Below are 11899 nucleotides of genomic sequence, written 5' to 3'. Positions count from 1 at the left end.
ATCACACCTCAGCAGCTGAAAAAGCCCGATCTGTACCTTTTCCACGGATCGGGCGGCACGTATGATTGCGCCTCGTCAAACGCCAGTCTGGCAGCCAGACCACGCGCATTCAAACGGATTTATGGGTGCTGCCTCTCAAGGCGCCAGGCCTGTGTGAATACGCAGGATTCCCAGTACGGTAGTTCATACGCCGCCTGGATCGTTCATTTTCGGGAACACATCGCCATGCAGGTCAGCAAATCGAACAAGCTCGCCAACGTCTGCTACGACATTCGCGGCCCAGTGCTCAAGCACGCCAAACGCCTGGAAGAGGAAGGCCATCGCATCCTCAAGCTGAACATCGGCAACCCGGCGCCTTTTGGTTTCGAAGCGCCGGATGAAATCCTCCAAGACGTGATCCGCAACCTGCCGACCGCTCAGGGCTACAGCGATTCCAAAGGCCTGTTCAGTGCGCGTAAAGCCGTCATGCAGTACTACCAGCAGAAGCAGGTAGAAGGCGTCGGCATTGAAGACATTTACCTGGGCAACGGCGTTTCCGAGCTGATCGTGATGTCGATGCAAGCGCTGCTCAACAACGGCGACGAAGTGCTGGTGCCGGCTCCCGACTATCCGCTGTGGACCGCCGCCGTGAGCCTGTCGGGCGGCAACCCGGTGCATTACCTGTGCGACGAGCAGGCCAACTGGTGGCCCGACTTGGCCGATATCAAGGCCAAGATCACCCCCAATACCAAAGCGCTGGTGATCATCAACCCGAACAACCCGACCGGCGCGGTGTATTCGAAGGAAGTCCTGCTGGGCATGCTGGAACTGGCCCGTCAGCACAACCTGGTGGTGTTTTCCGACGAGATCTACGACAAGATTCTGTACGACGATGCCGTGCACATTTGCACCGCGTCCCTGGCCCCGGACCTGCTGTGCCTGACCTTCAACGGCCTGTCCAAGTCCTATCGCGTGGCCGGTTTCCGTTCCGGCTGGATTGCTATCTCCGGTCCGAAACATCACGCGCAAAGCTACATTGAAGGCATCGACATGCTGGCGAACATGCGCCTGTGTGCCAACGTGCCGAGCCAGCACGCAATCCAGACCGCCCTAGGGGGTTATCAGAGCATAAACGATCTGGTCCTGCCGCAAGGTCGCCTGCTGGAGCAACGCAACCGTACCTGGGAATTACTCAACGACATTCCCGGTGTGAGCTGCGTCAAGCCGATGGGCGCGCTCTATGCGTTCCCGCGCATCGACCCGAAAGTCTGCCCGATCCACAACGACGAAAAATTCGTGCTCGACCTGCTGCTGTCGGAAAAGCTGCTGGTGGTTCAAGGCACCGCTTTCAACTGGCCATGGCCGGACCACTTCCGCGTCGTGACCCTGCCGCGCGTCGACGACCTGGACATGGCCATCGGACGAATCGGCAACTTCCTCAAATCCTATCGCCAGTAATCGGACTGGCCGCGTGCGACTTTTCCACGAAAGTCGCACGAGGATTAATTCAGCAACATATCTTTAAGCCTCGCCGTACATCCCCACTGCAATCGCTGCCCGGTAGCAAGCTTTGTGACCGAGTCCAACAATCACGGGGCTCGCAACGCGAATCGGCTGACAAACACTTCCCCTGCCCACGTCGGAAATGCCCTGCAAGCGACTAGACTGTTGCTGTAGGACACAGTTTGAAATAGTCACCCGGTTGAATAGCCCGTTGCAGCACCTTATATACCCCGCAGTACGCTACATCTTTAGCAAAAGGAGATTTCTACAACCATGATGCGCATCCTGCTGTTTTTGGCCACTAACCTGGCGGTCGTGCTGATTGCCAGCATCACCCTGAGCCTTTTCGGCTTCAACGGGTTCATGGCGGCCAATGGGGTTGATCTCAACCTCAATCAGCTGCTGATTTTCTGTGCGGTCTTTGGTTTTGCCGGTTCCCTGTTCTCGCTGTTCATCTCCAAGTGGATGGCGAAGATGAGCACCAGCACCCAAATCATCACCCAGCCGCGCACACGTCACGAGCAATGGCTGCTGCAAACGGTCGAGCAACTGTCTCGCGAAGCCGGGATCAAGATGCCGGAAGTCGGGATTTTCCCGGCCTACGAGGCGAACGCGTTCGCCACTGGCTGGAACAAGAACGATGCACTGGTCGCGGTCAGCCAGGGTTTGCTCGAGCGATTCTCGCCGGATGAAGTGAAAGCCGTTCTGGCCCACGAAATCGGTCACGTGGCCAATGGCGACATGGTTACCCTGGCGCTGATCCAGGGCGTGGTGAACACCTTCGTCATGTTCTTCGCGCGGATCATCGGCAACTTTGTCGACAAGGTGATCTTCAAGAACGAAGAAGGCCAAGGCATCGCCTACTACATCGCGACCATCTTCGCCGAACTGGTATTGGGTATTCTGGCCAGCTCCATCGTCATGTGGTTCTCGCGCAAACGCGAGTTCCGTGCCGACGAAGCCGGTGCACGCCTGGCGGGCACCAACGCGATGATTGGCGCACTGCAACGCCTGCGAGCGGAACAAGGGCTGCCGGTGCACATGCCGGACACCCTGAACGCTTTTGGCATCAACGGTGGCATCAAACAAGGGTTCGCCCGCATGTTCATGAGCCACCCGCCGCTGGAAGAGCGCATCGACGCATTGCGTCGTCGGGGCTGATTTGACTCGGCACTAAAAGAAAAGGCCCGCAGTGATGCGGGCCTTTTTTTGTCTGTATGAGTTTTGCTGCGCTCAATCCGGCCCCATCGCGAGCAGGCTCGCTCCCACAGTGGACCGAGTCGTTCTAGCTGACACTGTCTAATGTGGGAGCGAGCCTGCTCGCGATGAGGCCAGCACAATCAACACAACTTATCGGCTGGAAACCCGATAAACCCGCTCCTCAAGCCGCGTCACGCCGCTTTCGACGAATTTCCAGCTCTCACCCAGAACGTCCTGATCCTCCAGAATCTTCAACGACCACACAGCCCCGAACAATCGTTGCACTTCATCATCAAGCACGGCAAACGGCGGTCCGTCTTTTTGCGTCTGGTCGTAATCCAGTGTGATCAAAAGCCCCAACGCGTCCTTTGGCAAAATCCGGTTCAGATGAGCCGCGTATTGCTCGCGCATGACCGGTGGCAGAGCGATCAATGCCGCCCGGTCGTACAGGCCGGCGCAATCGGCAACATCGCCGGCCGTCAATTCGAAGAAATCACCACACCACAACTCGATGGAGCCTGCGCGATACACCTTGAACGGCCCCTGCTCAGTGACGTTCGGGTCAAAGTGATGTTCACTGAAGAAATCTTCGACAGCCTTTTCCGACAGCTCAATTCCCAGGACTTCATGCCCCTGGTGCGCCAGCCACAACAAATCCAGACTTTTCCCACACAACGGCACCAGTACGCGCGCCCCCTCCTCCAGCCCCAATTGCGGCCAGAAACGTTGCAGATAAGGGTTCACCTGCGGCAGATGGAAGCCGATCTGATTCGACTGCCATCGCTTGTGCCAAAACTCCGGCTGCATAAATATCTCCGAAAATTCGATCAAAACACCCTAAAACTTATATTAGATTTAGATCAATGATCTGACTGAAGATGGGCCCATCTTACTCTCAGGAGCTCCTTCATGTTCCCCAGCCTTTACATCTCTCATGGCTCACCCATGCTGGCACTGGAACCCGGTGCCAGTGGGCCGGCGCTCGCGCGCCTGGCTGCCGAATTGCCGAAACCCCGGGCCATCGTGATTGTTTCCGCGCATTGGGAAAGCAATGAATTGCTGGTCAGCGGCAATCCACAGCCTGAAACCTGGCATGACTTCGGCGGCTTTCCCAAGGCGTTGTTCGAGGTGCAATACCCGGCACCCGGCGATCCACAACTGGCCGCCGAGGTTGTCGAGTTGCTGAAACGCAGTGACCTGCCCGCCCGCATCGACAGCAAACGCCCCTTCGACCATGGCGTCTGGGTGCCGTTGTCGTTGATGTATCCGCAGGCGGATATCCCGGTGGTGCAAGTCTCGCTGCCCACACGCGGCGGTCCTGCGCTGCAAACCCGTGTCGGCCATGCCCTGAGCAGCCTGCGCGAACACGGCGTGCTGTTGATCGGTTCAGGCAGCATCACCCACAACCTGCGCGAACTGGACTGGCACGCCGGACCGGAAAGCGTAGAACCGTGGGCGAAGGTGTTTCGCGACTGGATGATCGAGAAACTTGAGGCCAACGACGAAGCCGCGTTACACGACTATCGCCAGCAAGCACCGAACGCCGTGCGCAACCACCCCAGCGATGAACATTTGTTGCCGTTGTACTTTGCCCGCAGTGCCGGCGGGGCATTCAGCGTCAGCCACCAGGGTTTCACCATGGGCGCGCTGGGTATGGACATTTACCGCTTCGGGTAATGAAAAACCGAGACCTGCGGCGGCCAGGCTCAGACCACATCAACACCGACATGGATCGCATCGTGCCGCCAGAACTCCAGGTCACAATCGATCAACCGTTCGTGTTGGTCGTAATTGACCCGGGCAATGCGCAATCCCGGACTGCCGACCGACACCCGTAACGCCGCCGCAGCATCCACCGACAACGCCGTCGGCACGATCTCGAAGCGCACCCGCCCGTAATGCAAATCGTAATGCCGCGCGTACAGCTCGGTGATCGACTGATTCAGGTCAAACTCCAGAATCCCCGGGAAATACTGCGGATTGAGGTAGTGCTCCACGTACAACACCAGCCGCTCATCAATTCGCCGTGCGCGGCAGATCTGAATCACGCTCGACAATGCCGGCAACTGCAACCAGGCACAGACCGCCGCCGACGCAGGCTGCAAGCGCGCCGAAATCACCTCGGTAGATGGCACCCGCCCTTGAGCGCTGACCATCGCGTGAAAGTGGCTGCGCTGCATCAGGTTGTAAGCCAGACGCGGTGGCGACACGAACCAGCCCCGGCGCTCTTCGCGATAAATCTGCCCTTGAGCCTCCAGCTGCAACAACGCTTCGCGCACGGTAATGCGTGTCGTGCCGAACAACTCACTGAGCTTGCGTTCCGCCGGTAACTTGCTGCCAGGCGCCAACAGGCCGTGGTCAAGCTGTTCCTGAAGAACCTGCCCGATGGCTGTCACCGCTTTGGTTGTCTCAATGCGCATCAACGTTACCTATCTGGACTAGACCAGCACTGTTTCGGAGCAGAACCGTCATTTGAAACGACTCCGTCAACTTTCAGCAAGCCTAGGCACTGCACATGACTGACAGATGACAAAGACGCTGAACGGTGCAGTCAAACGTGTGCAATTTAACGGCCAAGTCCTTTCATATCAGTTCTTTAGCCATGGTCTACGCTTACTCGCAAGCCTGAGCGTTGATCTGAAGAAAATGCAGACGGACCGCTGGTCGACATCAAAATGTCATCAGGGGCGCCTAGATTGGCTCAGGTATTGCTGACCTAGACCAACACAACCGCAATCGCAGCGTTGAAAACGCCCAAAGGAGCTTCGGATGAAAAAGCTTTTCCTGGCATCACTGTTAGGTTCGACCATTGCCATGTGCACCGCCGCCATGGCGGCTGATGATTTGAAAACCCTCGAAGCCGCTGCGAAAGCGGAAGGTGCGGTCAACAGCGTCGGCATGCCCGATGACTGGGCCAACTGGAAAGGCACCTGGGAAGACCTGGCCAAGATCTACGGCCTGAAACACATCGACACCGATATGAGCTCGGCGCAGGAAATCGCCAAGTTCGCCGCTGAAAAAGACAACGCCACGGCCGACATCGGCGACGTCGGTGCAGCGTTCGGCCCTATCGCGGTCAAGCAAGGCGTGGTCCAGCCGTACAAGCCAAGCACCTGGGATCAGGTACCTGCCTGGGCGAAGGATAAGGACGGCAACTGGGCCCTGGCCTACACCGGCACCATCGCGTTCATCGTCAACAAAAAACTGCTGCACGGTTCGGAAGCGCCGACCAAATGGGCCGACCTTAAAACCGGTAAATACAAAGTATCCATCGGTGACGTGAGCACCGCTGCTCAGGCCGCCAACGGCGTTCTGGCGGCAGCCCTTGCCAACGGCGGCGACGAGAAAAACCTTCAGCCGGCCCTGTTGCTGTTCGCTGACATTGCGAAACAAGGCCGCCTGTCCATGGCCAACCCGACGATTGCCACCATGGAAAAGGGTGAAATCGAGGTCGGCGTGGTCTGGGACTTCAACGGTCTGAGCTACAAGGCCAAGATGGCCAATCCGGATGACTACGTGGTGTTGATCCCCTCCGATGGTTCGGTGATTTCCGGTTACACCACCATCATCAACAAATACGCCAAGAACCCGAACGCCGCCAAACTGGCTCGTGAATACATCTTCAGCGATGCCGGCCAGATCAACCTGGCCAAGGGTAACGCCCGTCCGATCCGTGCCGAGCACCTGACCCTGCCAGCCGAAGTCCAGGCCAAGCTGCTGCCGAACGAGCAGTACAAAAAGGTCACGCCGATCAAAGACGCGGATGCGTGGGAAAAAACTTCCAAGGCTCTGCCGCAGAAGTGGAACGAAGAAGTCATCGTCGAGATGAAGTAATGCTTCATCTGTAGGAGCCGGCTTGCTGGCGATCCAAGCACCGCGGTCTATCCAGAGCACCGCGGTGATGCAATCGCCAGCAAGCCGGCTCCTACAGATTCATGTTGAGCCATCTGTTTCGCGGAGTCCCGCCCCTATGAAGCACAACGTCATCCTTGTCGTGCTCGACGGCCTCAATTACGAGGTTGCGCGCCACGCCATGGGGCACCTGCAGGCTTACGTCGGCGCAGGACGCGCGGCACTCTACAAACTGGAGTGCGAACTGCCGGCCCTGTCCCGTCCGCTGTATGAATGCATCCTGACCGGCGTCACGCCGATCGATAGCGGCATCGTTCACAACAACGTTTCGCGCCTGTCCAACCAACGCAGCATTTATCACTACGCCAGCGAAGCGGGCCTGAAAACCGCTGCCGCGGCTTATCACTGGGTCAGCGAGCTGTACAACCGTTCGCCGTTCGTGGCCGCCCGGGACCGTCACACCGACGCCCCCGAATTGCCGATCCAGCATGGGCACTTCTACTGGAACGATCACTACCCGGACTCGCACCTGTTCGCCGACGCGGAACACCTGCGCCTGCGCCATGCACCGAATTTTCTCCTGGTGCACCCCATGAACATCGACGACGCCGGGCACAAGCACGGCCTCGACACCGCGCAATACCGCAACAGCGCCCGCTCGGCGGACATTATTCTCGCCGACTACCTGCAAGGCTGGCTCGACGCCGGTTACCAGGTGCTGGTGACCGCCGACCACGGCATGAACAACGACCGCTCCCACAACGGCCTGCTGCCGGAAGAACGCGAAGTGCCACTGTTCGTGCTCGGTGACGCCTTCAGCTTCAACGCCGGCGCCGAACCGAAACAGACAGACATCTGCGGCACCGTCTGCGAACTGCTGGGCGTGGCCCACGACAAACCAGTGTGCCGGGAGCTGCTCAAGTGAATGCCATGACTCGCGGCAAATGGCTGGCGGCCTTGTGCCTCGTGCCCTTCGCACTGTTTTTTATCGTGTTCGAGATCGCCCCGCTCATCTGGGTGATGATCAACAGCCTGCAATCGGAAGAGTTCGGCTGGGGCCTGGCCAACTTCACCAAGATCTTCAATTCGAAGTTCTATTTGCAGGCGATCCAGTACAGCCTCGAGATCAGTTTCTGGTCCAGCGTGTTCGGGATCATCATCGCGGTGCTCGGCGCTTATTCCCTGCGTCGTGTCGACTCGAAGCTGCGTAACTTCGTCAACGCCTTCGCCAACATGACCAGCAACTTTGCCGGCGTGCCTTTGGCCTTCGCGTTCATCATCCTGCTGGGTTTCAACGGCAGCATCACCATCATGCTCAAGCAGGCCGGGATCATTCAGGATTTCAACCTGTACTCGAAAACCGGGCTGATCATTCTCTACACGTATTTCCAGATCCCCCTCGGTGTGCTGCTGCTCTACCCGGCCTTCGACGCCCTGCGCGAAGACTGGCGTGAATCTGCCGCGCTGCTGGGCGCCAACGGCTGGCAGTTCTGGCGACACATCGGTTTGCCGGTGCTGACGCCGGCACTGCTCGGCACCTTCGTGATCCTGCTGGCCAACGCCCTCGGCGCCTACGCCACGGTTTACGCACTGACCACCGGCAACTTCAACGTGCTGCCGATCCGTATTGCGGCGATGGTCTCCGGTGACATTTCCCTGGACCCGAACCTCGCCAGTGCGCTGGCCGTGGTGCTGGTGGCGTTGATGACCCTGGTCACCATCGTGCATCAGCTGCTGTTGAAGAGGAGCTACCATGTCTCGCGCTGAATTGGGCCCCGTCGGTATCTATCACCGCGTCGTGGTTTACCTGCTGTTTGCCATTCTGTTGCTGCCACTGGTTGGCACGCTGATCTACTCGATTGCCAGCAGTTGGTCGGCGACCATTCTGCCCAGCGGCTTCACCGTCAAATGGTATGTGCAGCTGTGGAGCGATCCGCGATTCCTGAGTGCTTTTGGCCAATCGCTGCTGGTCTGCGTCGGTGCGCTGATCCTGTCGGTGGTGCTGATCCTGCCGCTGCTGTTTGTGGTGCATTACCACTTCCCGAAACTCGATGCGCTGATGAACATCCTGATCCTGCTGCCCTTCGCGGTGCCACCGGTGGTGTCGTCGGTGGGGCTGTTGCAGCTTTACGGTTCGGGGCCGTTCGCGATGGTCGGCACGCCGTGGATTCTGATCGGTTGCTACTTCACCGTGGCGCTGCCGTTCATGTACCGCGCGATCACCAACAACCTGCAAGCGATCAACCTGCGCGACCTGATGGACGCCGCCCAACTGCTTGGAGCCAGCACTTTTCAGGCGGCATTCCTGGTGGTGCTGCCGAACCTGCGCAAAGGTCTGATGGTCGCGTTGCTGCTGTCGTTCTCGTTCCTGTTCGGTGAGTTCGTGTTCGCCAACATCCTCGTCGGCACCCGCTACGAAACCCTGCAGGTCTACCTCAACAACATGCGTAACAGCAGCGGCCACTTCACCAGTGCGCTGGTGATTTCCTACTTCTTCTTCGTACTGGTTCTGACCTGGGCGGCCAATATCTTGAACAAGGACAAAAGCGAATGAGCTATGTCAGCGTCCAACATCTGCAGAAAAACTATGCAGGCACCACCGTATTCAGCGATATCAACTGCGAAATCCAGAAGGGCGAATTCGTCACCCTGCTCGGCCCGTCCGGTTGCGGCAAATCCACGCTGCTGCGCTGCATCGCCGGGCTGACCTCGGTAGATGGCGGCAAGATCTTGCTCGATGGTGTCGACATCGTGCCGCTGAGCCCGCAGAAACGCGGGATCGGCATGGTGTTTCAAAGCTATGCGCTGTTCCCGAACATGACCGTGGAGCAAAACGTCGCCTTTGGTTTGCGCATGCAGAAGGTCAACAGCGACGACAGCCAAAAGCGCGTTGCCGAAGTGCTGAAACTGGTGGAACTCAACGATTTCGCCGCCCGTTATCCGCACCAACTGTCCGGCGGTCAATGCCAGCGCGTCGCCCTCGCCCGCTCATTGGTGACCCGTCCACGCCTGTTGCTGCTGGACGAACCGCTGTCGGCCCTTGATGCGCGGATTCGCAAGCATTTGCGCGAACAGATCCGTCAGATCCAGCGCGAGCTCGGCCTGACTACGATCTTCGTCACACACGATCAGGAAGAAGCGCTGACCATGTCTGACCGGATTTTCCTGATGAATCAGGGAAAGATCGTACAGAGCGGCGACGCCGAAACCCTGTATACCGCGCCGGTGGATGTGTTCGCTGCCGGCTTTATCGGCAACTACAACCTGCTCGACGCCGACAACGCCTCGAAATTGCTGCAACGACCGATTACCCATCGCATCGCGATTCGCCCGGAAGCCATCGAACTGAGCCTGAACGGCGAACTTGACGCACAAGTGCGCAGCCACAGCCTGCTGGGCAACGTGATTCGCTACCGGATCGAGGCCAGGGGCGTGGAATTGGTAGTGGATGTGCTCAACCGCTCGGCGGCCGATCTGCACCCCGATGGTCAGCGTCTGGCGCTTTCCATCGATCCGACGGCCCTCTGTGAGGTAGCCTGATGACTTTGCTGATGTTGAAGAGAGAACTGCACTGATGGCCCTGGCAATTTTTGATCTGGACGAAACCCTGATCCACGGCGACTGCGCCACCCTCTGGAGCGAACAGATGGGCCGGCTGGGCTGGGTCGATCCCGAGTCGTTCATGCGTCAGAACAACGAACTGATGGACGCTTACAGCCACGGCAAGTTGCGCATGGAGGAGTACATGGCCTTCAGCCTCGAACCGATGATCGGGCGCACACCCGAAGAGGTCGATCACTTGGTCGGACCGTGGGTGGAAGACTTCATCGAACCGATCATCTTCAGCGACGCTACCAAAGCCATCGCCGCCCATCGCAAGGCCGGTGACCGGATACTGGTGATTTCGGCGTCGGGTACGCACCTGGTCAGGCCGATTGCCGACCGCTTGGGCATCGACGAGATTCTGGGCATCGAGCTGGAAGTGCTGCATGGGGTCTATAGCGGCAACACCGTCGGCACGCTGACCTACCGCGAAGGCAAGATCACCCGTTTGCTGGAATGGCTGGATGCGGAAGAGGAAAACCTGGAGGGCGCGAGTTTCTATTCCGACTCACGTAACGATTTGCCGCTGTTGCTGAAGGTAGATTTCCCACACGTGGTGAACCCTGATCCGGTATTGCGCGAGCACGCCGAAAAAGCCGGCTGGCCGATCCACCTCTGGAAATAACGCAAAACCCTGTAGGAGCTGGCTTGCCAGCGATGAACGATAACGCGGTGCCACTGTAGACCGCATCGTCTGAATCGCCGGCAAGCCAGCTCCTACAAGGGTGGCGCCGTACCAGATCTCAGGTCAGGCTTTCGTCAATCACCAACACCAACTTCCCCGCCACCTTGTTCGTCGCCAACTCGGCAAATGCCGCTTCGGCATCCTTGATCGGGAAGGTCTGCGCCAACTGCGGGCTCAATCGCCCTTCGGCAAACAACGGCCAGACATGCTGGCGTAAATCACTGAACAAATCCGCCTTGAACTGATCGTCACGGCTGCGCAAGGTCGAACCCAGCAACTGCACGCGTTTGGCCAGCACCTGCGCCAGATCCAGTTTTGCCTCACGGCCGCCCATCAGGCCAATCAGCACCCAACGGCCATCAAGAGCCAGCAGCTTCAGGTTCAACGCTGCGTAGTTACCGCCGACCGGGTCGAGAATCACATCGAACGGCCCCAGGTCGCTCAAGCTGTCCAGATCGTCGGTGCGCACCACGCCACCCTGTGCACCCAGCGCTTCGCAATAGGCCAGACGCTCGGCAGAACCGACGCTGACCCAGCATGGGTTGCCAAACGCCTTGCACAGCTGAATGGCAGCTGAACCGATTCCACTTGCTCCGGCGTGAAGAAGAACTTTCTCACCCGGTTTGAGCGCAGCCAATTGAAACAAATTCAGCCAGACGGTCGCATAGACTTCGGGTAGCGCTGCCGCCTCGACCAGGGACAATCCTTCGGGGACCGGCAGCACATGCCGTCCGTCGACAACCACCTCTTCGGCCATCCCGCCCCCGGCCAGCAAGGCGCAGACCCGATCACCGACCTGCCAGGACGAGCCCGGGCCGACCTCACTGATCACCCCGGAACACTCAAGACCCAGTACCTGACTGGCCCCCGGCGGTGGCGGATAAAGGCCCGCCTTCTGTAACAAATCGGCGCGATTGAGGCCCGCTGCCGCCACGCGAATGCGAACTTGCCCTACATCGCATGTAGGACCGGGCTCTTCAACCCACTCCACTTGACCGTCAACGCCTTGCAATGCTTTCACAGTGCCTCCATAGTGAGTCTGGACTGAGCCCGAAGCTGTAGCGCCGGGCTTTTTGC

Annotated in this window: 12 protein-coding genes; 9 read left to right on the top strand and 3 right to left on the bottom strand. The window is 58.7% G+C overall.

Going from position 1 to position 11899, the window contains the following annotated elements:
* Positions 1–225 precede the first annotated feature (225 nt).
* Together IB254_RS21600 and htpX are read left to right on the top strand one after the other, a co-directional pair.
* Positions 226–1437, top strand: coding sequence for a pyridoxal phosphate-dependent aminotransferase (locus tag IB254_RS21600; RefSeq protein WP_008030363.1), 1212 nt, complete (start codon positions 226–228; stop codon positions 1435–1437).
* 318 nt (positions 1438–1755) lie between these two features.
* Entirely contained in the window at positions 1756–2643 is an 888-nt protein-coding gene (gene htpX / locus IB254_RS21595) for a protease HtpX (RefSeq protein ID WP_008030365.1), read from the top strand.
* A gap of 189 nt (positions 2644–2832) precedes the next feature.
* Here htpX and IB254_RS21590 read toward each other — a convergent pair whose 3' ends face one another.
* A complete protein-coding gene (locus IB254_RS21590; RefSeq protein WP_192419339.1) occupies positions 2833–3489 on the bottom strand; it encodes a thiopurine S-methyltransferase in 657 nt (218 codons plus the stop codon).
* Between the two features lie 102 nt (positions 3490–3591).
* On the opposite strand from IB254_RS21590, the gene IB254_RS21585 reads away from it, so the two are divergent.
* Positions 3592–4359, top strand: a complete 768-nt coding sequence (locus IB254_RS21585) for a DODA-type extradiol aromatic ring-opening family dioxygenase (protein ID WP_192419337.1) — start codon at positions 3592–3594, stop codon at positions 4357–4359.
* Positions 4360–4388: 29 nt separating this feature from the next.
* Here the strand turns inward: IB254_RS21585 and IB254_RS21580 are convergent, their stop codons facing one another.
* The gene (locus IB254_RS21580; protein WP_008030372.1) at positions 4389–5102 is read right to left on the bottom strand and encodes a UTRA domain-containing protein; all 714 of its coding nucleotides are present in this window, start codon (positions 5100–5102) and stop codon (positions 4389–4391) included.
* Between the two features lie 349 nt (positions 5103–5451).
* On the opposite strand from IB254_RS21580, the gene IB254_RS21575 reads away from it, so the two are divergent.
* From IB254_RS21575 to IB254_RS21550, 6 genes are all read left to right on the top strand, one after another.
* On the top strand, positions 5452–6516 hold the full coding sequence (locus IB254_RS21575) for an ABC transporter substrate-binding protein (protein ID WP_008030373.1): 1065 nt from the start codon (positions 5452–5454) through the stop codon (positions 6514–6516).
* Between the two features lie 136 nt (positions 6517–6652).
* Positions 6653–7459, top strand: a complete 807-nt coding sequence (locus tag IB254_RS21570) for an alkaline phosphatase family protein (RefSeq protein ID WP_192227872.1) — start codon at positions 6653–6655, stop codon at positions 7457–7459.
* 5 nt (positions 7460–7464) lie between these two features.
* Positions 7465–8301, top strand: coding sequence for an ABC transporter permease (locus IB254_RS21565; RefSeq protein WP_162130714.1), 837 nt, complete (start codon positions 7465–7467; stop codon positions 8299–8301).
* Entirely contained in the window at positions 8288–9088 is an 801-nt protein-coding gene (locus IB254_RS21560) for an ABC transporter permease (protein ID WP_008040901.1), read from the top strand. Before IB254_RS21565 ends, IB254_RS21560 begins: the two co-directional genes overlap by 14 nt.
* On the top strand, positions 9085–10074 hold the full coding sequence (locus IB254_RS21555) for an ABC transporter ATP-binding protein (RefSeq protein WP_008030381.1): 990 nt from the start codon (positions 9085–9087) through the stop codon (positions 10072–10074). Before IB254_RS21560 ends, IB254_RS21555 begins: the two co-directional genes overlap by 4 nt.
* Before the next feature lie 34 nt (positions 10075–10108).
* Entirely contained in the window at positions 10109–10762 is a 654-nt protein-coding gene (locus tag IB254_RS21550) for an HAD family hydrolase (protein ID WP_192419335.1), read from the top strand.
* A gap of 118 nt (positions 10763–10880) precedes the next feature.
* Here IB254_RS21550 and IB254_RS21545 read toward each other — a convergent pair whose 3' ends face one another.
* On the bottom strand, positions 10881–11843 hold the full coding sequence (locus IB254_RS21545; protein WP_192419333.1) for a zinc-binding dehydrogenase: 963 nt from the start codon (positions 11841–11843) through the stop codon (positions 10881–10883).
* Between the last annotated feature and the right edge of the window lie 56 nt (positions 11844–11899).

The organism is Pseudomonas sp. PDM03, assembly GCF_014852385.1.
Taxonomy (GTDB): Bacteria; Pseudomonadota; Gammaproteobacteria; order Pseudomonadales; family Pseudomonadaceae; genus Aquipseudomonas; species Aquipseudomonas migulae.
This window is presented reverse-complemented; position numbering and strand designations above follow the sequence as displayed.

Coding starts and splice junctions, on each gene's coding strand:
- IB254_RS21555 (WP_008030381.1), top strand. CDS start 9,085: ATGAGCTATGTCAGCGTCCAACATCTGCAGAAAAACTATGCAGGCACC.
- IB254_RS21560 (WP_008040901.1), top strand. CDS start 8,288: ATGTCTCGCGCTGAATTGGGCCCCGTCGGTATCTATCACCGCGTCGTG.
- htpX (WP_008030365.1), top strand. CDS start 1,756: ATGATGCGCATCCTGCTGTTTTTGGCCACTAACCTGGCGGTCGTGCTG.
- IB254_RS21570 (WP_192227872.1), top strand. CDS start 6,653: ATGAAGCACAACGTCATCCTTGTCGTGCTCGACGGCCTCAATTACGAG.
- IB254_RS21575 (WP_008030373.1), top strand. CDS start 5,452: ATGAAAAAGCTTTTCCTGGCATCACTGTTAGGTTCGACCATTGCCATG.
- IB254_RS21580 (WP_008030372.1), bottom strand. CDS start 5,102: ATGCGCATTGAGACAACCAAAGCGGTGACAGCCATCGGGCAGGTTCTT.
- IB254_RS21590 (WP_192419339.1), bottom strand. CDS start 3,489: ATGCAGCCGGAGTTTTGGCACAAGCGATGGCAGTCGAATCAGATCGGC.
- IB254_RS21585 (WP_192419337.1), top strand. CDS start 3,592: ATGTTCCCCAGCCTTTACATCTCTCATGGCTCACCCATGCTGGCACTG.
- IB254_RS21550 (WP_192419335.1), top strand. CDS start 10,109: ATGGCCCTGGCAATTTTTGATCTGGACGAAACCCTGATCCACGGCGAC.
- IB254_RS21600 (WP_008030363.1), top strand. CDS start 226: ATGCAGGTCAGCAAATCGAACAAGCTCGCCAACGTCTGCTACGACATT.
- IB254_RS21565 (WP_162130714.1), top strand. CDS start 7,465: ATGACTCGCGGCAAATGGCTGGCGGCCTTGTGCCTCGTGCCCTTCGCA.